General features: G+C 54.7%; 14 protein-coding genes and 1 tRNA gene. 1 reads left to right on the forward strand and 14 read right to left on the reverse strand.

Going from position 1 to position 20,837, the window contains the following annotated elements; genetic code table 11:
- Window positions 1-66: 66 nt before the first annotated feature.
- From CZ345_RS11330 to CZ345_RS11345, 3 genes are all read right to left on the reverse strand, one after another.
- Window positions 67-1,167 (reverse strand): permease, encoded by a 1,101-nt coding sequence (locus tag CZ345_RS11330; RefSeq protein WP_077073251.1) that lies wholly within the window; start codon window positions 1,165-1,167, stop codon window positions 67-69.
- A 167-nt stretch (window positions 1,168-1,334) separates the two neighbouring features.
- Window positions 1,335-1,745 carry an ArsR/SmtB family transcription factor gene (locus CZ345_RS11335; RefSeq protein ID WP_077073252.1) on the reverse strand — a complete coding sequence of 137 codons (411 nt, stop codon included), beginning with the start codon at window positions 1,743-1,745 and terminating at the stop codon, window positions 1,335-1,337.
- A gap of 484 nt (window positions 1,746-2,229) precedes the next feature.
- The gene (locus CZ345_RS11345; RefSeq protein WP_077073254.1) at window positions 2,230-2,568 is read right to left on the reverse strand and encodes a helix-turn-helix domain-containing protein; all 339 of its coding nucleotides are present in this window, start codon (window positions 2,566-2,568) and stop codon (window positions 2,230-2,232) included.
- A gap of 1,744 nt (window positions 2,569-4,312) precedes the next feature.
- Between CZ345_RS11345 and CZ345_RS11360 the strand changes: the two genes are divergently transcribed.
- Complete coding sequence (locus tag CZ345_RS11360) at window positions 4,313-7,021, forward strand: EAL domain-containing protein (protein ID WP_162274970.1); 2,709 nt, start codon at window positions 4,313-4,315, stop codon at window positions 7,019-7,021.
- Between the two features lie 174 nt (window positions 7,022-7,195).
- Here CZ345_RS11360 and CZ345_RS16305 read toward each other — a convergent pair whose 3' ends face one another.
- From CZ345_RS16305 to rsmD, 11 genes are all read right to left on the reverse strand, one after another.
- Window positions 7,196-10,129 carry a DEAD/DEAH box helicase gene (locus CZ345_RS16305; protein WP_083717391.1) on the reverse strand — a complete coding sequence of 978 codons (2,934 nt, stop codon included), beginning with the start codon at window positions 10,127-10,129 and terminating at the stop codon, window positions 7,196-7,198.
- A gap of 96 nt (window positions 10,130-10,225) precedes the next feature.
- Window positions 10,226-11,716, reverse strand: a complete 1,491-nt coding sequence (locus CZ345_RS11380) for an EH signature domain-containing protein (RefSeq protein ID WP_077073261.1) — start codon at window positions 11,714-11,716, stop codon at window positions 10,226-10,228.
- The gene (locus CZ345_RS11385; protein WP_077073262.1) at window positions 11,709-12,491 is read right to left on the reverse strand and encodes an OmpA/MotB family protein; all 783 of its coding nucleotides are present in this window, start codon (window positions 12,489-12,491) and stop codon (window positions 11,709-11,711) included. Before CZ345_RS11385 ends, CZ345_RS11380 begins: the two co-directional genes overlap by 8 nt.
- An 11-nt stretch (window positions 12,492-12,502) precedes the next feature.
- Window positions 12,503-14,452 (reverse strand): anti-phage ZorAB system protein ZorA, encoded by a 1,950-nt coding sequence (gene zorA, locus CZ345_RS11390; protein WP_077073263.1) that lies wholly within the window; start codon window positions 14,450-14,452, stop codon window positions 12,503-12,505.
- Window positions 14,453-15,379: 927 nt separating this feature from the next.
- Window positions 15,380-15,455: transfer RNA gene (locus tag CZ345_RS11400), tRNA-Phe, on the reverse strand.
- Between the two features lie 746 nt (window positions 15,456-16,201).
- Window positions 16,202-17,062: an NAD(+) diphosphatase gene (gene nudC, locus CZ345_RS11410; RefSeq protein ID WP_077073266.1), complete on the reverse strand. Its 861-nt coding sequence runs from the start codon at window positions 17,060-17,062 to the stop codon at window positions 16,202-16,204.
- Window positions 17,059-17,721 carry an HAD family hydrolase gene (locus CZ345_RS11415; protein ID WP_077073267.1) on the reverse strand — a complete coding sequence of 221 codons (663 nt, stop codon included), beginning with the start codon at window positions 17,719-17,721 and terminating at the stop codon, window positions 17,059-17,061. Before CZ345_RS11415 ends, nudC begins: the two co-directional genes overlap by 4 nt.
- 2 nt (window positions 17,722-17,723) lie before the next feature.
- On the reverse strand, window positions 17,724-18,302 hold the full coding sequence (locus CZ345_RS11420) for a hypothetical protein (RefSeq protein WP_077073268.1): 579 nt from the start codon (window positions 18,300-18,302) through the stop codon (window positions 17,724-17,726).
- 197 nt (window positions 18,303-18,499) lie between these two features.
- On the reverse strand, window positions 18,500-19,444 hold the full coding sequence (gene miaA, locus CZ345_RS11425) for a tRNA (adenosine(37)-N6)-dimethylallyltransferase MiaA (protein WP_077073269.1): 945 nt from the start codon (window positions 19,442-19,444) through the stop codon (window positions 18,500-18,502).
- A 147-nt stretch (window positions 19,445-19,591) separates the two neighbouring features.
- Window positions 19,592-20,167, reverse strand: a complete 576-nt coding sequence (gene coaD / locus CZ345_RS11430; RefSeq protein ID WP_077073270.1) for a pantetheine-phosphate adenylyltransferase — start codon at window positions 20,165-20,167, stop codon at window positions 19,592-19,594.
- Window positions 20,149-20,709 (reverse strand): 16S rRNA (guanine(966)-N(2))-methyltransferase RsmD, encoded by a 561-nt coding sequence (rsmD, locus tag CZ345_RS11435; protein ID WP_077073271.1) that lies wholly within the window; start codon window positions 20,707-20,709, stop codon window positions 20,149-20,151. The genes coaD and rsmD overlap by 19 nt, the downstream gene beginning before the upstream one ends.
- Window positions 20,710-20,837: the final 128 nt, after the last annotated feature.

Genomic DNA, 20,837 nt, shown 5'->3' on the forward strand with positions numbered 1-20,837 from the left:
ACGGGGAAAGCGCGCGAAACCGCTCCTTCTTCACCGCAGAAGCGGTGCGCCTTCCCGGAAAGGGGGTCAGAACAGTACGCCCTGAAGGGCGTTGAACAGCCAGCCCGTGAGGGTGAAGATCACCCACACATAACCGAGGAAGAGGGCCAGCATTTTTGCGGTCATCACCTGCCGCAGCAGAATGAGTTCGGGCAGGCTTGCGGCCACGGCGCTCATGCAGAAGGCCATGGTGGTTCCCACGCTCATGCCCTTGGCCAGCAGGCTTTCCATCACGGGCACGATGCCCGTCACGTTGGAATAGAGCGGAATGCCCAGAAAAACGGCGGCGGGCACCGTCCACCATTCCCCTGCGCCCAGGTTTTCGGCAAACCACCCCGCCGGCACGAAGCCGTGCAGGGCCGCGCCCACGCCCACGCCCACAATCACCCATTTCCATACGCGCCGGAAAATGGTGGAGGTTTCCTTTCGGGCAAAGTCGTGCCTGTCCCTCAGGGTGAGCCTTGCGCGGCCCCCGGCAAAACTCAGGGGCCGTATGGGGCTTTTCATGGCCTCGATGACGAAGGGCTGGAGAAAGCGTTCGGCCCGCACCGCATCCATGAACGCGCCGCCTATGATACCCGCCGCAAGCCCCACCGCCACATAGAGCAGCGTGAACTTCATGCCGAGCAGGCCCCACAGCAGCACCACCGCAATTTCGTTGATGACGGGCGAGGTGATGAGAAAGGCCATGGTGATGCCCGTGGGAATGCCCGCGGTGGTGAAGCCCAGAAAAAGCGGCACGCTGGAACAGGAGCAGAAGGGCGTGACCGCGCCGAAAAGCGCGCCCAGCGCATAGCCCAGCCCGCGTTTTCTGCCGGTGAGAACATCGCGCACTCGCTCCGCATTCAGCCCTGCGCGCAGCCACGAAATGACGTAGATGAGCGCAACGAGCAACAGCAGGATCTTAGCCGTATCGTAAAGGAAGAATTCCAGCGCGAGGGCAACGTGCGATTCTCTTTCAAGGCCCAGCGCGTCGAACACCAGCCACGAGGACACGCCCTGCACCCGGCTGTATGCCGCCCACCACAGCACGGCAAGAAGCACGGCCCCGGCAATGCCTGCCGGGAAAATATGTTTCTTTCCGGGCGCATCGCCCTGCGGGCGGCCGGAACGGGGAAGTTCGGACATGGAAAGTCTCCTTACAATGTTTGTTGAAATATTGAAATATAACCGTAGAAACATGCCGCAGCGTTTCCGCCCTTTTTACGAATTCCGACGGGGCCTGCGGGCTTTTGTCATGCCCGGCAGGATGCGGACGCTGCGCTGCCGCGCCCGGCCGGGGCCGTTCCCGGAATTCAGGCCGTCGCCTCCGGGGCGTCTTTTTCGTCGTTTTCGCCGGAGCGGCAGGCGTTTTCCGCCACGGGGGGCAGGAAGCGCGGATTCACGCCGCTTTCCCTGCGGAAGGTGCGGCAGCATTCCGGGTTGCCGGAACAGCACTCTGCCGTGAGGTAGGCGATGATGTCGAGCATGAGGGGAATGGAGGCCCGGTAGCGCAGAAAGCGCCCCTCCCTTTCCACGCCTACCAGACCGCTTTGCACCAGCGCCTTGAGATGGAAGGAAAGGTTGGTGGCGGGCAGGTCGAGGCTTTTGGCAATATCCCCGGCCACAAGCCCGCCCGGCGCGTTTTTGACGAGCAGGCGGAACACGTCGAGGCGCACGTCGGACGAAAGGGCTTCAAATATCTTGCTGGCATGTCTGCTTTCCATGGATTTGACAATTCAACAAATATTGAATTGTGTCAAGTCTCCGTGGCGAAGAAGTTCGCAGGCGCGGAAGGCGGAACAGGCCGGAATGGTGAAAAAGGCGAGTGCTGCACTCCCGGAGATGGCCGGCGGCGTTTTCCCGCCGGAACAGGAGCGGGCATCCGGCCGGGGACGGTTTCTGGGGGGAGGGTGGCGCGAGAGCGTTTGCGGGGCAAACACGTTTTCCCGGGAGAAGGGCGCCGCGGGCGCACGTCGAAGGGCGGGGCCGTCCGGGGGAAGGCGCTGCGGTACGGCGGAAGAGGCCGGGGGAAGGCGCTGCGGTACGGCGGAAGAGGGCGCCGCCGCGCGGCAGGACGCCTTCAAGGCGTCGCTGCTTCGGCCGTATGCAGGCGGCGGGGGCACGTTTTTTCTGCGGAGGGCAAAAAAGAAGCGCGAAACGTTCCGCATCGGGAACGCCTTGCGCAGAGAAGCCGGCCTTTGCGGCGCGTCAGGATTTGTTTCTTGCCGTCTGAATGATCTTTTCGGCCATGAAGATGATTTCGCTCATGGCGGAATCGGCGTTGTGATGATGCCGCACGAATGAACGGAAGGAGGGTTCGTCTCCCGTCAGAAAAAGTTCCGCAACGGGGCATTCCAGAATAAGGGCAATCTTTTCCAGGGTCTGAAAACGGGGCGCCGTGAGGCCGCGTTCTATGCGCGAAAGGGAATCAGGCCCTATGCCCAGTTTTTCCGCGAACTGGGCCTGGTTCAAACCCATGCGTTTTCTCTTTGCCGTGATGTTGGCGCCCACTATCACGGCAAGCGGCTGCTTGGTCTTGTTCGTCACGTTTTCACTCCTTTAACAGATGGAAAACGGTACGTTTTTTTGCACGATTCAGACACAGCTTTTTATACAATTATTGGATACTTACCAGTATTGGAGGGAAAATTTTCCACCACGCGGCTTTTTTTCATCGTTTTTTCAGGGCGCCGCAGCGTCGTTCGGGACGGGGCGTTTCCTCTCCGCAGAGAGGCGTGAATGCTTTTTTTCGTGCGCCGGTATCCGTGTTTTCCTTCTCCGCAAGACAGGGTCATGTGCGTTCAGGCGTCATGAATGCACATCTTTTCATACAAGTATTGACTTAAAACCAATACGGGCGGACAATGCCTCTCAGCGCGTATTCCGCACCTCCGGGACGGGTGCGCGCCGTGGGGGGCTGAAGATGTTGATGTTGTCCGCCGCGCTTTCCCGATTCCGGGCGGAAAAAGGGACCCTGTGCGGAGGGTTGCCCTGCGTCTCGGAAGGGAGCGCATGTAAGGCCCCGGAGTCCGTCTTCCTGCCGGAAGGCAAGGCGCCGCTCCGTTGAAGGCTTGTTCAGTATGACCTATTTTTTCCTCATATCAAAGCACTTTATATAGGTTCGCCCCGCAAGCCCCCCACGCCCCCGTATTTCCCTGCAGAGGGCTTCTGCCTCATCCGCCGCAGCGCCCGCCGCGGGGCCTGCCCCGTACGCGGGGCTCTGCATATTTCTTCCGCCGCTTCCGGCGCGGTGGTCGTGTTTTCTTCCGGCCGCCTCACAGCTCTTCTCTCCAGGGGGTATGTCCCTCGGGGCCTGACGGCGGCATTTCCCCCGTACTCCGCGCGGGTCTCGGCAGCCTGCGCGGGGTTCCGGGCCGCTTCGGCGGCCCTTTTTTTATGTTCCCGCACTTCCGTTCCGCACGCATTTTTTTCTGTTCTTCCCGCCGCGTCATGACGGCGTAACAGCGCCGTGTTGTCATGGCGCATGCGAAGCTTCCGCCGGAGCTTTTTGCCGCAGAAAGGCAGCGCTTTGTTCTTTTTGCCGTATGCGGGGGCGTGGGCGGGGAAGTGACGCACAGACTGAAGCGGCGGCAGGCGGGAGCCGTACGACTGTTTTCACCGCGGGGCGTCTTTCTGCATCATGAGGTATGCCGCGCCCCGGAGAATGCAGGACTTTTCTTCATTTCTTGTTGAAAACGACGGCATGCGGGGGGCCGCTTCCGCAACATGCCGTCTTTTGTCGTTTTCCGCCTGCGGAAAAGAGCGACGGGGTGCGTAAGAATGCGTCTGTCTCTGCGATACATCCGTGGAAACGGAGGGGGATTCTTGCGGAACTTTCTTCACAGGGGATTGTCATTTTTAGGAAAATTCATTATTGCTTCACGTTAGAGGGAAGAAGCCCTGCCGAAGATTTTACATCGCAGGTACAGATATGATACATTTTCTTTCAGCCATTTTTGAAGAAATGGATGAAATGGTCTATATTTCAGATATGGAAAGCCATGAGCTTGTCTATATGAATAAACAGCTCAGGGAATCGCTGGGCTATTTTTATGAAAATGAATATGCTCACAAAAAGTGTTATGAAGTTCTGCAGGGGTGCGACAGGCCCTGCGATTTTTGCAATAATTCATGTCTTCATGAAAAGAAATTCATCTCATGGGTTCATAAGAACCCTGTCATGAATAAAAATTTTTTAATAAAAGATTCAAAGTTTATTTATGATAATAGAAGCTATAGAATTGAAATAGCTGTTGATGTTGACGACGATACCATTTCCCAAAAAAGCTATATGTATATGAAAAATGAAGTCGTTCTTCATGAATGCCTTCAGCAGATAGTATCTACCATGAATCCCGATGAATCGCTGGAAGCGATTCTGGCCTATATAGGAAAGACGTTCCGTTGCGACAGGGCCTACATCTTTGAGATTCAGGATTCCAAGGCCACCAACACCTATGAATGGTGCGAGCAGGGCGTGCAGCCGCAGAAGGACATTCTGCGCAACATGCATGTTTCCTCGCTGCAGTGGTGGCTGGATATTTTCGAGGAAAAGAAGGTGGTCGTCATCAAGGATATCGAAGACATCCGCACCACCTACCCCACGTCGTACGCCATTTTGAAGCCGCAGAACGTGTACACCCTGACGGCGGGCCCCCTGCGTATGGAGGACCGCATCGTCGGCTTCATCGGCGTGGACAATCCCGACAGGAGCAAGCTCTCTCTCATAGGTTCCCTGTTTCAGGTGCTCGGCTACTTCCTGGTTTCGCTGCTGCGGCGGCGCGACCTGCTGAAGCGCCTGAGCGCCATGAGCTTCCGCGATACGCTCACCGGCGCCTTCAACCGCAACGCGCTGTTCGAGCTGTACGGCAGGCCGTGGAAGGGGCGTTCTCTGGGCGTGGTCTTCTGCGACATCACGGGGCTCAAGCAGGTCAACGACGTCATGGGCCACAAGAAGGGCGACGAGCTCATCCGCCGCTGTTACGAAATCATACATGGCGCGCTGCGCATTCCCGATATCTTCCGCAGCGGCGGGGATGAATTCGTCGCCGTATTTCAGGATGTGGGGGAGAAGGAGTTCCTGAAGAAGGTGAACCGGCTGCGGAAGCACATCCGGGAGGACAAGCATCACATTGCGGTGGGCTGCGCCTGGTCGGACGAGCAGCCTCTGCGCCTGGAAGAGCTCATTTCCCAGGCCGACAAGGTCATGTATCACGACAAGCGGGACTACTACTCCCACAACCGCCGCATTCCGGGGGTGGAGCGCAGAAACCGGAGCAGCGCGGAAGCGAACAATTCGGACAGTCTGTTCTATCAGTTCGTGAGCTCCACCTACTGCGACATTGAAATGTTCTTCAACTCCATCGCCATGCAGAATACGACAAGCTATTTCTACTTCGGCGACATGCAGAAGGACATGTTCTATATTTCCGACAACATGCGCGACGAATTCGGCTTCTGCGGCAACATCGTGCCGGGCCTTCTTCAGGACTGGGCCAAGAGAATAGCCACCACGCGGGAAAAGGAGCTGTACCGGCAGGAGCTCGATTCCATGCTGAAGGAGAAGCGCAGGTTCCACGATCTGCGCTACCGTGTGCGTACGGTCGACGGCAGAACCATCTGGATACGCTGCTACGGAATCATGAAGTGGAGCGATGACGGCAGCGTTCCGCTCTTTTTCTCCGGCCGCGTGACCCATCAGGACGAGAACTTCGTGGTGGACCCCATTTCCAACTTCCCCCGCGAAGGGCTCATATTCCGTGTGCTGGACGAGGCCCGCAAGCGGGGGGCTTCCGTATCCGCCATAGGCTTCAGCCTCAATCACTTCATGGAGATCAACAGCATCCGCGGCCGCGCCCGGGGCGACAACCTCATCCGCAGCATAGCCATGGAACTGGTGGAGGAACTTTCCGACAAGCTCACCTTCTACCGGCTGGAGGGCATGCGCTTCATCGCCGTGGTGGACAATCTCTGCCGCGACGACAAGAAGGAGCTGATGGAAAGGATACGCACTATCGTGGCGGGCCGCTACGGCGTTTTCGGCGTGCCCATACAGCACCCCTGCTCCTTCGCGCTGCTGGAATACCGCGGCAGAGACGTCATGCCCGAGGATTTTCTGGAACAGGCCGTATCGCTCATACGGATAGCGAAGCATGAAGTGGTGCAGAACTATGTGGAATATTCCGAGGACAATATCGAAAAGAGCAAGCGCCTTTCCAACATGGCCTTCGCCCTCAGCAGCGACGTCCTTCACTGCATGAAGAATTTCCGCGTGGTGGTGCAGCCCATCGTTTCCAGCACCGACGGAAAGATGGTGGGCGGAGAAACGCTGCTGCGCTGGCGTTTTGAAGGGGAGGACGTTTCCCCCGCCGTGTTCATTCCTCTTCTGGAAAAGAACAACATGATTCATGCCGTGGGGCGCTGGGTGTTCGAGCAGACCGTATGCACATGCCTGCGCGTGCAGTCCTACTGCAGCAACTTCTATCTGAGCTTCAACGTGAGCCTGCAGCAGATGTCGGACACGTTCCTTCCCTATGTGATGACCCAGACCCTTGCCAAGTATAGTCTCGACGGGTCCCTGCTTGTGGCGGAAGTGACGGAAAGCTGCATGGATGCGGATGCCGAGAACCTGCGCCGCTTTGCCGAAATCTGCGGGGAAAAGGGCATACGCATTGCTCTGGACGACTTCGGCAGCGGCTATTCCTCCTTCCGCATGCTGCTGCAGTACCCCACGGACATCATCAAAATCGATCGTTCCCTGCTCGGAGAGATGACGGAATCCAGCGAGAAGATGAACTTCATTTCCAGCATCGTGTACGCCTGCCACCGCTTCGGCAGGCAGGTATGCATGGAAGGCGTGGAAACAAAGGAACAGGACAAGCTCATCAAGGAATCCGGCTGCGACATGATACAGGGCTACTACTATCATCAGCCGCTGGAGCTGGAGGAACTTTACCGCCTGCTTGCCCTTGAATCTCCCCAGCTTCAGGCGGAAGGCTAGTTTCCGCTCGGATGCGTGCCGGAAGGGAGGCGGGAACCGGCCCCGTTGCGGTGCGGAGGGGCGGAAGGTGCTGCATGGAGAAGAGAATATGCGGCGGGCGGGCCATACCGTCCGCCGCAGGTGTTTTCCTTATCTTTACGACAAGTTTTCTCTGTTTTTAGATTACCTGTAAAACTATATTCCGAAAAGTTCTTTAATATTAAAATCTTCGGGTTTTATCTCTCCTGGGGTGACAACAGCATCTTTGATATCTATTTTATGTTTGAGTAAGTCATGAAGATTTCGATCAAATGAAACTCTTTCTGGATGGTCAAGGATGGGAATATAAATATTAACATCCTTTTTTTGGCCGATACGATATACTCTATCAGACGCTTGAGCTTCTTTTGCAGGATTCCAAGATCTTTCTAAATGAATGACGTTATTTGCTTCTACAACAGTAAGACCTACGCCTGCTGCTAGTGGTGACATAATGATAATACCGAATCCAGGATGAGATTCAAATTGTTCAATAATACTTTTACGGGTTGCTGTTCCAGAACGACCTCCAGAAACAGCCTTTGTTTCTCCGTTGATAACGTGAATGTGGGGGAGTTTAAAGATCAGGCGTAAAGCAGAAGCCAAAAAGCACTGCATTTTTCTGTTGATGACGAAAATAATAATTTTTTCTTCTCTATGCTGCACTTCTTGTAAAATTTGTGTCATAACAACCAGTTTTCCCGATTGTTGAATCAGCATTTCCGCCTCTTGCAACGTGGCGGGCATGGGAATATTTTCTCCGGCAGCAAGCTTGGGATGAAGAGAGATGTCACGTAGTTCTTTAAGAGCCGGTAATAAGATGGACATGACTTTTTTGCCGATCAGTTTAGCGTCGGCGACTTTTCTGCTTACGGTGTCATAGGCATTTTTCTGCTCTCCGCTCATAACCGGTGCAAGCGCATTGCCGTTTTCTCCGATAAAGATGTATTTTTTAGGCAGCGCATCGGCAAGATTATCTTCTTTTGTTCTGCGAAGCATGAAATGGGAAACTACATTACGAAGTGCAGCTCCTGTTTTTTGTCGCACATCGCTAGCACCTCCAGAAGCCAGGATGGGCCGTATGTAGTTTTTTCGGAATTGCTGACAAGTTCCGAGCATTCCAGGGCTGACGGTATCGAAAATGTTCCAGAAATCAATGAGTTGATTTTCTACAGGGGTACCGGTAACGGCAAGGCGAAAGTCGGCTTTGAGTCCTTTTGCCGCTCTGGAACTCAGGGCATTGGGATTTTTGATAGCCTGTGCCTCATCGAATATAACCATCCCCCAGTCTATAGAGCAGAGGGAAAAAGGATACATGCGCAATGTTTCATAGTTGGTGAGCACTATTCTGCCGGGAAGGTCGAGTCGACCGGAACCGAATGTTTTGCCAACTTTGAGAGCGTGGTTTTCAACACCATCTCGGGGGATATCGGTACGGAAATTTTTCAGTTCTCCTCCTGACTGAAGGACAACAATATCTTTGAATGGAGACACAGCGAATATTTTGTTTATTTCTTCCTTCCAGTTCTCCAGCAGGACAACAGGCGCCACGACAAGAACGGGTTTGACTTTATATTCTGCACCGTTTCTTTTTTTCAGAATATTGTGCCAGGCATTCAGACCCGCCAGTGTCATGAAGGTTTTTCCAAGCCCCATATCGTCGGCCAGAAGTGCGCCTTCAAAGCTCTCAGCTCCTTCCGCAGCAGCATGAAGCGCATGTCCCACCAGCCAGCGTATTCCTTCTTCTTGATAGGAAAAAGGAGTAAATTCCATGGGATCGAAGGGAAGCGGCCCCTCCCAGTAGTATGGGGATTGTGTGACGGCATGCCTGTCGTTGAACGGAATTTCGTCGTTCAGCTCAACTGCAATGGTCAGTTTTTCCTGTTCGGGAGAAGGTCCGGGGGCGGAAAAGTGTAGCTGCCGAAGGGTGGTTAGTGCTTTTTCTCTTTGTTCCTGCGAGTGAGGGAGTAGAATGATAAAGCCGTCGAATTCCACACTGTTTTTTTCTGACCGCGTTGCCTCTTCCACCTTACATAGGAATTCTTCTTTTTTTTGCTCGGTATCCAGCAGGAGGGCTGCACTTTCCAGAAGAATAGCTCTACCTGTTTTCTCTTCACCGAACCAGTCGCTGCGACGGGCGTCGGTCTCACCGAAGTAGGCGGGATGAAAAAGCTCGGCGCCCTGTACGCGGATAGAAAAACCGTTGTCGAGGTCTACCAGATACGCATTGAGAAAACTTGCCGGAGCTTTCAGGAAGTTTTCCCGTTCCTGAGGCGGAATATCCTGATGGTTCAGAATTTCCTGTATACCGAGGAGTTTTTTTTCATCAAGCAGCACAACGGTATTTTTGATGCGAATGCAGACAGCATCTCCTCCCTGCAGCTGATGAAGACGCTCTTCAATATCTTCCGGGGACAGTCCCAGGCCAAGCTCTGGAACAAGATGAAGTCCCCCATCTTTTCTTTCCATGATAGACAGTCTGAGATGTTCGGCTTCTTCCACCTCTATGGTATGGAAATGTCTCAGGTTTATATGGGCTCCTGCTTCATCCGCTTTCTGCAGGGCGTAGACGACGGCAAGGTTTGCACCTTCCGTCTGCTTTTCTGGTGGAAGGGCGTTGTGCTTTTGTATCGCGGAGAGGGCCAGATATTGAGCGGAAGAGGGGAGATAGGTATTCGGCCCGACATGAAGATATGCGCCGTCAAGTTCCCATTGTTCGAGCCTTTTTCCGCCTTCAGCTAGGAGGCGTAATGTCGGTTTGAATCCTCCTGTTTTGAAAGTTTGTCCCCGGGTGAACAGTTCAAAGGTTCCGGGCCATGGAGCGGGTAGATCGAGAAGCGCGCGAGTACCTTCATCCAGACTGCATGCCGTATCACAGGGCACAAGAAAACCTTTGCCTCCTTCCGCTTCCTCGTGTTCACAGAGCATCTGAAGAACGACATACTGGTTCTGGATACGGATCGGGGCTTTTCCTTTCTTGCATAGAGTATGCTGAGGTGAATGAAACAAAAGCCCGTATTGTCCTGAAGTTACTTCATAGCCGGATTTTTCGTGAGAAAACAGGGCCCGGATACGTTTTGCGAGATTCATGAAGGAACTCCCGGAAGCATACGATGCTGAAAAACAAACTATAGGTGAATAAATTTTTTATTTATGATAGAATGATAAAATATATAATTATTTTTGTTAAAGATGATATGACATATACTCATACTTACTTAAAATTTGATCTTCATGAATAATAATGCCTCTTTTTTGTAGCTCTTTTATAACAATCATTTTCCAGTTGCCAGAATGACGGAAGGAAACATATCCCCCCCCAGAGCCGAATTCTTTATTGTATTTATATTCAAGAGTTTTTCTTAACTCATCAATATTAATCATTTTCTCATAGTTGTTAATGGCTGAAGATACGGGAATTTTGTCTAAAATCCGCATGGCAAAACTGTGAGAACCTTCAATGACATGTGTATTCCCCACTTTATAATAAAATACCGTTAGTTTGGAATCATTCAGCCGGGTATAGAAAGGCTTTTCCTTGTCTCCGAACCATTCGTTCACAAAGCGTTCGGGCTGTGTGCCGAGAAAAAGTCGGGTAAGGCTGACATGGTTTTTGTTGAAGATATGTTCAAGCAGTTTTTTTCTTTCTGGAAACATGCGGCTCATGGTGTCATCGGTTTTGGCGAATTCTCCAATGATACGTAAGAACAGATGCATGTCGAAGCGGGAAAGCCAACCGCGCATAAGTTCCACACGTCGATGGCCCAGAATACTCCACCAAAGGCGGTAATCCATATGCGTTTCTGGTACTCTGGGATCTCCGGCAATATGGACTATGGTATCTTTCCACAACTGACAAGGTTCCTGGCCTGCTTCGGCCAGTTTATCTATCATAATTTCGAGGGCAATATGACCGAGTTGTTTTTTTTCATCGTATTCCGCTGTATAGACTTTGCGTTCTCGTATTTCACTCAGAACCATATCAGCCTGATTAGGTGCAAGAGATTTTAATTTATGAATATAAAAAATGTTTTGTGCTGCAATGTAGAGCTCAGTATCGTTTTGTATGCCGAGCATATCAGCCATGTCCGCCAGAGAGATGCTGCGTTGTAAGGCTTCTTCTCCCAGCCATATATGAGCGGAAGAAGAAAAAAGCTCCTTGCGATGTTTGCTCAGTGTAGCGATTCTGGAAAGCATATTGCCGGAACGAAGAATAAGTTGTTGCTGAACAAAGAGGCCGAAAGTTTTTTTATTTTCATTCAGGGATTGATACTTGCGAATAAAAACCTGGCATAACTCGTAAAGAGCAAGAGTACCAAGACATTGTTTTTTTGTGTTATGTATGAGCACTGTCATATGCTTCTGCAATATATGATCGGGTGGACAGGAGCGAATATAATCTCTTTCCTGCCAGAGCACTAAGAGTGGTCGGATATATCTGGAAGAAGTCATAACGGGAGGAAGCGGTTTTTTATAACGTATGGCTGTTTCAAGCTCCTGCTTACGTTTTTTAAAGCCCGCCGATCCTTTTCCCAGTTTCTGGGCATAGCGTTCCAGAATATGTTCTTTTTTAGTATAGAAAGCCCGAAGTTTTTCTTCGTCATACTTGGGAATGGAATGGATGAACTCGTTCAGATGACTTGCAAGTTCTTCCAGACAGTCCTTCCGGTCAGTCATGATATGAAACCTGCCTTCCCGCCAGAGGAGCACGTATTTTTTCAAGCTGTTCCGGCTTAATTTGTTTTGTGACGAAACGGATGTTGATGCGACGATTTTTTCTACGCTCTTCTTCTGTATAGTCGTTCATTTCCCGTCGACGGGTATCTGCATAACCGCTTACGGAAAAAAGAGCGAGCTGCCTTGTTCTTCCCCCTATAGTGATGTTGTTTGTCATTTCCTTGAGATCGTTACCGAATTCCTCGGCACATTCTTCCGTCCAGAATTTCCAGAGAGAGATGGCGCGCAGAGTGGAGAGTTCCCAGTTGCCCATACGGTAACGATTGGTGGCGGGTACGCTGTCCGTGTGGCCTTCTACAAAAATGGTTTCCAGTCTTTTCCAACGGTCCCCCTGCATGAGCGTGTCTCGCAGTGCTTTTCCCAGAGCCGTTGCAGCATAAATGTTTTTGCCTCGTATGGCGAAACTGCCGCTATCGAAATCCAGCGTCTGTTCAGGCACGATGATGGAGTCGTCTTCGACATCTACATAAAGTTCAAGTCTGGCAAGCTCAAGCCTGACTTCCTCGAGCATGGCATCTCTCAGCCTCAAGTCATCGACAAGCTGTTGGATATTGTCTTTTACCTGTTCATCCATCTGTGAGAGTTTGAAGACCAGAGCGCTGCATACCAGAATAAAAATAATGAGTATGCCCGCCATCATATCGGAAAACGACATCCAGTAAGGATTTTCTTCTTCTGAAGGAGTGTTCCTTGTTTTTCTGTATAAAACAGGCATGGGGCATCACCTCAGAAACGATTGTCCCTTTCTTCCAAAACTTCGCCCATGGCGTTGACGATATCCGTCATGGAATTACAGAAGTTTTGGGTTTCTTTATCCCAGGAGCGCAGGCGTTCCGCAGTTTGTTCTTTTACCTGTACGGCATACTCTCTGAGCATACGTTCCACCTGTTCATTATATTTATCCATAATTTCACTGACTTGATTGTGCATTTCTTTTGCATAAGCGGCAACGGTATTTTGCATCTGACTATAGTTTTGTGAAAGTTCAGCATACTGACGGGCAGTACCAATTGCCGTTTGCGAGAAAGAATCAGTGACTTTTTCCAGAGAGTCGCTTGTTTTCTGAAGTTGCTCCAAAGAGTCAAAAAATGCTTCTCCGATGGTTTTATTTTGTTCCATAAGATGCGTCGCTGTCACTACACTTCCAGCGATACTTGTGCTTACCTGCCGCATGGTGGAGTCGAGATTACTACTCATATTTTCCATGCTGCTACTGGCATTTTTTATTTCAGTACACAGATTGTTTAATTCTCCTGAAAGAGACTGCATATCTGCTATGTTTTTTCGGCTGACTTCTTGAAGTTTCTCAAATTTTTCAATCATGGCACCTGCCGATGTGGTACTGCCTTTGAGGCTGTTTTCCAGATTTTCTACATTCTCCTGCTGCTTGGTTAAGAGTTCTTCCAAAGAATGTATCAGCGTTTGATTTTTATCGTGTGCTTCTCGAGCCTGTTCTTCCTGTTGACGGGCCAGAGCTTCAAACAGTCGCCTCGACTGGGCTGCGCTATCTTGAAGTGCCTGTTGTAACTCCTGTGCCGCCTTTTCCATATTTTCTTTTTGAAGCCTTCCGGCGTTTCCGGCTTCAGTAAGGAAGCGTTCCACCAGGGCCTTCATGGTGTCTTCCGAGCTGTTCATGGTGCGCTGGTTTATATCTGCAGAGGCGGCCACAAGCTGCTGCACGGCAGGGAGCATGGCTTCGCCTATGGAATCACGAATGGCAGAACCTATTTTCTGGGATATGCCGTCGGCCAGTGAGGCGCAGAGTCCGTCGATGTGTTCCATGGTTTTCTGGTTCAGGCTTTCCGTTCTGTTCATCTGCTCGGTGAGTGTTTTCTGTAGATCCGTCGTATACTTTTGGAAAGCCTCTCCGAAGCCACGCAGCATTTCCGCAGTATTGGTCTGCATGCGGTTTCCGATTTCTTCGGCAAGATGATCGAGCGTATCCTTGCTGCCGCAGAGATTTTCGACCACGTCGCGCATGAAGGAGTCGACAGGCGAGTAGAGCGGGAATTTTTGATTGACCAGTTTCTGAATACTGCGGACACCGAAAAAAGGAATAAAAGTAAAACCTGTAGTGATAAAGCGCAGGAGCAGACTTAATCCAAGACTGCTGCATACCCCCCACACCGAAGTGACGAAAGCCGTGGATGCGCAGGCCGTCATCTGTTTGATTTGCTCTGCAATTTCAAGAGAGGAGCCTTCAAAGGTCAGCCCTTTGAGGCCGATGGTCAGTCCGAGGAACGTGCCGAGAACACCGAGTCCTGTGAGAATGGTGACAAAAAGCGGAAGTATGCGTGATTTACTCAAATTTCCTATAAGAGTTTCTTCATTGAAATATTCTTCTGCCGGAACAGAACTGTAGAGTTTATTATTTTTCCATACAAGTTCATTAAAAAATTTTTTGAATTCAGGATTTTTTATATGCTTTTGGTCTTTAGTGATATTGTCTGCATATATATTTATATCTTTTCTAAGATAAAAAATGTTTTTTAAATTTATCATTATAAAAACAATAATTAATACTGCGGCGAAAATGATAAAAATAATGATGATGGAAATCCATAATCTTGTAACGTCTTCCGACGTATTAAAAGGGAAGGAAAACTCACCATGAATCCATCGGAAAAGATGAATAGGTTGAGGATATAATAAATCCCATATGCTGCCTGAGTTCATATATTACCTCGAATTTATAAGTGATATTTCCAATATATAACGCTTCGTTTTTGGGGAGGTCAAGGGGGGGAGGGGAGGCTGCAAGAGTGGTACCTGACGGTGTGGTATGGCAATATGACTTGAGGAAAAGTTACGCTCCAGACAAACAACCGCTGTATATGTTTTTTTGCTTCATAGGGGCCCAGGCGCAGAGGAGCAACCATGGTCCTTTTTCCAGCGGCAGGCCATGGGGCGGGCAAAAGCGCCGCGCTTTGCGGCAGAAACGGGGCTTCGCAAGGGAGGTGCATGAGGAAAAGTGCGTAGGTGGCCGCCTGAGCATGGCAGGCTGCGGCTGGATTTCCATTTCCGTGGTGCGTTCCGTTCCATGCGCATCACGCGCTGCTGATGTCGGAAGGAGGCTTGACTCTGCCTTCGGCTCGGGTGGGTAGGCGTCGCTCCTCTTGGCGTCGCTTCGGGCCTTCACCGCTCTTGCGGCGACGCTTTATCGTATGCGCGGGGCCATCTCATGGTGCAAGCCATGCGCGCGTTACGCCCTTGCCTTTCTACCTCTCATGCGCGCTCCGGCCATGCTTCCGTTCTCGCCGCAGCCGGAGTTCATCCGCCGGAATGTGTGATGAGAGCGGCGCTTTTCGAGGTCAGCGGCGTAGTACCGCCTTTTTTCCGTTTCCTGAAGCGTGGCGCGCCATGTCGCGGAAGGCAGAGGGCGAACGTAACGTTTTCCGGGATGCGGGGTGCGGGGCGGAGGAATGCGGCCTCCCTGTTTTCCGCCTGCAAACGGCCCCCCTGCGGAAAGGCACTTTTCCACCGCAACGGAAAAAAGGCCGTATGCGGGCGGGGAAGGAACGAGGAATATGTCTTGAAGAAGGCGGAGAGAGGCGCGCAAAACGAAAAAAGCCCGGAGAGATACGTCCGGGCTTAAAAAAAATATGGTGCCGAGGGACAGAATCGAACTGCCCACACGGGGATTTTCAGTCCCCTGCTCTACCAACTGAGCTACCTCGGCACGACGAAGTGATTTGTATAGGAAGAGCGTGCCTTTGGCAAGAGGAAAAAAGGCCTTTTTCCTACTTTTTTTCATTTTTCCGGCAAAAAGCGGCATTTTTTTGTTCCGGCACGGCGGCATCCGCCCGGAACGGGGGAAAGGCGCTCCGAAGTCCGGCCGTGGAACGGGCGGGAAGCCTTCCTGCCTCACATGGCGCGTTTTTCCGCGGCCTTTGCGGGAAGAACGGCCCTGAGAAGAGGGAAACGCCTCTTTCCGGCGGCGCCTTGGGGAAGCGTATCACTGGAAAAGGTACCGGACCGCAGCGGCGGCATGGCCGGAAGTACGGGGCGTCCCGGCGCAGGGGGGCGTACGTCCTGCGCCGCGGGCTGCTTCAGGCCTTATCCTCTGCCGCATATCGCATCGCAGCCCGTGAGGGCGCGGCCGCCGTATGCGGAGAAAGGCTGTTTCCCCTTGAAAACGGCTTCTCCACAGCGGCGGCGAAGGCCTGGGCCGGACATTCCCGGGCAGGGCGGATGACGCGGCCCGGCCTTCGGGCGCGGGGGGGCTTCCGCCTCATGCCGGACAAGGAAGAGGCGTTCCTGCTCCGGCCCTTCCTCTTCGCCTGCCTCGCGGCGCAAAAGGCGTGGAAGGGCCGGCCGCCGCATTCCGGGGCGCGCCGTTCCTCACGGGGGGAGCGAATGGAGAAATCGGTCTTCGGGAATGTTCGGGGAGGGGGCTTCGGCGCGTCCCTGCGCTGCCTGCGGAGCTTACAGCCTGCCCTGCGAGAAGCGCGTGATCATTTCCATGGTGAGGGAGGCGGAATCCGGGCAGGGGGGAATATGGGCGCGCTCCACCCACACGGCTTCGGCCAGTTCCGCGGTATCGAGGCGTATGTCGTCCGGCCCGTCGAGTTCCGCCACATAGCCCAGCGCCAGCGTGCCGGAAAAGCCCCAGGGCTGACTGCCGAAATAGCGCAGGTTTCGTACTTTGAGGCCCGTTTCTTCCATGACTTCGCGGTGTACGGCCTGTTCCGCCGTTTCTCCGGCTTCCACAAAGCCCGCCACAAGCACGAGGTTTTTTGCGCCCGGCCGGGCGTAGCGGGTGAGCAGCAGCCTTTCCCCGCAGGTGACGGCCACAATGACGCAGGGCGCAATGCGCGGGTAGTGTACGGCGCGGCAGCGGGGGCAGCACATGGCGCGTTCCGTTTCGGAAGGAAGAAGAGCCTCTCCGCAGCGGCCGCAGCGCCTTGTGGAATCATACCACTGGAAAAGATGCCAGCCCGTGGCGGCGGCGTAGGCCAGGGGACCGGGGCATTCCCGGCGCAGGGCGGAAGGCGCGGTTCTGCGCCAGCCTTCGGGCGCAGGGGGGCGTTCTCCCGCCTCGTGCAGGGCAAGGAAGAAGCGTTCCTCCTCCGGCCCGTCTTCTTCTCCCTGCCGCTCGATGCGGAAGGCGTAGAACAGCGTGCCGCCGCATTCCAGGTTGCGCCATTCCTCCACGGTGGGGAAACGGAGCGAATCCTGCGGCAGAAGCACGCCCTCGACGCTCATGTCGAGCACAAGGTCGCCGGGCCGGGGAGCCGCGTTCATGAATTCGTTGCGAAGACGCCGGGGAGCGATGTCCTGAATCATGCTCCGGTCCCGTATTCCTGCGCTTCCAGCCAGGCGCGCACGGCGCAGAGGTCGGGGAACACGGCAAAGGCGTTTTTCCTCATGATGTCGTCCGGCGGAACCATGTCGGGCACGAGCAGGGCCTTCATGCCCGCGGCGCTGGCGGAAAGAATGCCGTTGCGCGAATCCTCCACGGCATAGGATTGCTGCGGGTCGGCGCAGAGCTCGGCGCAGGCGCGCAGGTAGATGTCGGGCGCGGGCTTGCTTGCGGTGAGCATGTCGCCGCAGACAAGGGTGTCGAAATACGGCCCCATGCCCGTGATCTCCATGTTGCGGCGCACGTTGGCCTCGCGTGAGGAGCTTGCGAGGCCGGTTTTCCAGCCCTTTTCCCTGAGCCAGGAAAGCAGTTCCATGACGCCGGGCTTCAGGGGAATGCCGTCTTTGGTGAACTGCATGTAGTACACGCGCGTGCGGTCGCGGAAGTCTTCATAATTCACGCCTTCGCCGAAGGCTTCGGCAAAGACGACTTTCGTGCTTGCGTGCGTGGTGCCTATGCAGCGGAAGAAAAGCTCGTGCAGGCCCGTGAGCCCCAGGTCGCGCCCCACGCATTCCCAGGAGCGCAGAACCAGCCGTTCGGAGTCGATGAGGACTCCGTCCATATCAAAAACGATGCTGGGCATGGTCAGTCCTTGGGGAAGGGACGCTCTTTCAGCGGAATGCGGTAAATGCGGCCCACGCGCATGTATTCGCCGTTGTCGCTCGGGAAGGTGTAGTTGCCGATGACCGTGCCGAGCCTGTCATACAGCGGGAAGGCCTTGGGGTGGCTGGTTTTGAGGTAGATGGCCGTATAGCCCTGGTCGGCATAGAAGGGCATGATGAGGTCGCGCAGCCAGAAGGTGCCGTTGCCCCTGCCCGCAGGAGCAATGTGGAAGTAGCTGAGCAGGGCCACCTGATCCAGCGGGTCGGAAATGCTCAGTCCCGAACAGGCGTAGATTTTCGGGTCGATGGCGCCGTGGGTGATCATGACCATGCCGAGCTGTTCCGTACCGCGCCGCAGCGTATGAAAATCCATGACCACGCCCTTCTGATGGCTGAAGTCGTGAATGATCTTGCAGCAGTGATGCAGCTCGTCGTAATCGTCCCAGGCTTCGCTGAGGATTTTTTCCTTCATGTTTTCCAGAAGCGACAGGAGAAACCTGGCTTCAAAAGCATCGTTGAAGCAGAATTCCAGATCGTTTTTCTGATACAGCACGGTGGTCATGGGGCCTCCTTACATATGACAATACATCATGTACGCGGCTTCGCTTCCCTGTCAAGCGCAACGTCTTGAAAAGACCGCCGTATAAGCTCTTTTCCGCACAGGCTTTCCGCAGCCCGGGGGAAGTATGGGAAAGCATTCTTGCAGGGCATGGGCCGGGCAGGCTCCGTACGGGCCTCTGCCGGAAGAAGGAACCTGCGCTACGCGCCTTTGCGGAAGAGAAAGTCCAGGGCCTTTTTTTCCAGGGCATCATGTTCGCCGGGGCGGAACCAGAGTATGCGCCTGTCGGCCCGGAACCAGGTCCACTGACGTTTGGCATAGGCGCGGGTATTGTGCGTCCACGCCTCCACGCATTCTTCCAGATTCATGCGGCCGGCAAGGTATGCGGCCGTTTCCGCGCAGCCTATGCCGCTCCAGCCCGGGGCGTCCGTATCCGGGCACAGATCAAGGGCGCGCCGCGCTTCCTCCAGCGCTCCGGCCTTCAGCATGGCCTGTATGCGCAGGGCGAGGAAGGGCTCCAGTTCCGGCAAAGGAAGCCCCACGCCGAGGCGCAGCACCTCAAAGGGCGCGGGCGCGGGCGCGTTTTTGTGCCACCAGGTGAAGGTTCTGCCCGTGCCTTCCCACACTTCCAGCGCGCGTACGTTGCGCTGGCTGTCGTTGGGGTGGATTTTCGCGGCGTATTCCGGGTCGATGTGCAGAAGGCGCTCGTGCAGGGCGGCCGCGCCCCTGTCGCGGCATTCTTCCGTAAGGCGGAGGCTTATGGCGGGATCGACGGCGGGGATGTCGGCAATGCCGTCCAGCAGCGCGCGCATGTAGAAGCCCGTTCCGCCCACCAGCAGGGGAATGAGGCCCTTCTCAAGGCTGTCCTTCAGCACGATGAGCGCCTTGTCCGCCCACTGGCCTGCGGAGATTTTGCACCCGGTTTCCAGCCAGCCGTAGAGAAGGTGCGGGCATACGCTCTTCTCCTCTTCCGAGGGCTGCGCCGTGATGATGGGAAAATCGCGGTACACCTGCCGGGAATCGGCGTTGACCACGCAGACCTTGCGCCCCGCCTTTTCCAGCGCGCGGGCAAGGTGCAGGGCGGCGGCCGTCTTGCCGGAACCGGTGGGCCCGGCGATGCAGAGTATTCTGGGAAGAGCGCTCATGCGGTCCTTCTTGCAGGGCGCGGCAGGGGGCAGGCCGCGTTTCAGGGCTGGGGCGGCGTTTCAGGCCGTGGGGAAAAAGGGCGGAACCGTGTCTGGCGGGGCGTCGCCCGGAGTGCGGGGCGTGTGCGCCCGGTACGGAAGGGCGGTTCAGTCGAATTCGCCCCGGCATTCGGGCAGGCATTCCTCGCTGAAGGTTTCGGGGCAGCCGCAGTCCGTGTCTTCCGGCCAGGAATCGGGCAGATGGTAGGCCCGGCGCAGGCGGGGAATGACGGTGGGCGGCACAAGGCAGCTCACGTTTCCGCCGAGGGATGCCACGTTGCGGATGTTGGTGGAGCTTATGTACATCCAGCGCAGGTCGGACATGAGAAATATGGTCTGCACATGGCGCTGGAGCTTGCGGTTCATGAGCGCCATCTGAAATTCGTAGTCGAAGTCGGAAACGGCGCGCAGGCCGCGCAGTATGGCCTTGGCCCCGTTCTTTTCGGCAAAATCCACCAGCAGGCCGGAAAAGGGCATGACCTTCACGCCCGGAATGCTGGCGAACACCTCGCGCACGATGTCCACACGCTCTTCCAGCGAGAAGAGCGTGTTCTTGCCGCAGTCTCTGGCCACGGCCACGATGACGGTGTCGAACAGTTCCAGACCGCGACGGATGATGCACTCGTGTCCGTTCGTGAGCGGGTCGAAGGTGCCGGGGTAGATGGCTATGCGTTCTTCACCCATACCAGTATCCTCGTATTGCCGTAATGGCGTTCCGCTTCAAGGGTCAGATCATACTGGGAGTCGGCCTTGAGGGGCAGGCCCTTTTCCACTTCCGCCACAAGGAAGCCGTCGTCGGCAAGCCAGCCCTGCCGCATGATGTTCTTGAGCGTCGGCTTGAACAGGTCGGCCCCGTAGGGCGGATCGATGAAGATGAGGCGGCACGGTTCGGAAGGGCGGCGGGCCGTCACGCGCAGGGCGTCTTCCTCATGCACGGCGCAGCGGTCTTCAAGGCCCAGGACGGCGGCGTTTTTGCGCAGGCATTCCGCGGCCCTGTGGTCTTTTTCGATGAAGTCGGCAAAAAGCGCGCCGCGGCTCAGCGCCTCGAAGCCGAGGCTGCCGCTTCCGGCGAACACGTCGAGCACGCGCACCTCGCCCCACACGACGCCGCGCGATTCAAGCATGGAAAACAGAGATTCGCGCACCTTTCCCATGGCCGGCCGGTACCCCGGCCCGCTGACGGTATGGAGCGTTCTTCCGCGACAGGCTCCGGCAATGATCCGCATGATGCTTCCTGAACTGGCGCGTCCGCGCCGCCGGAACTTCTTCCGGGATGAGGTGGGCGGCCGCCGGGGCGGACGCATGGTGCTGCACAAAGAAAAGTCCGGGGCGGAACACCCGCCCCGGAACGATT

This window comes from Mailhella massiliensis, assembly GCF_900155525.1.
Taxonomy (GTDB): Bacteria; Desulfobacterota; Desulfovibrionia; order Desulfovibrionales; family Desulfovibrionaceae; genus Mailhella; species Mailhella massiliensis.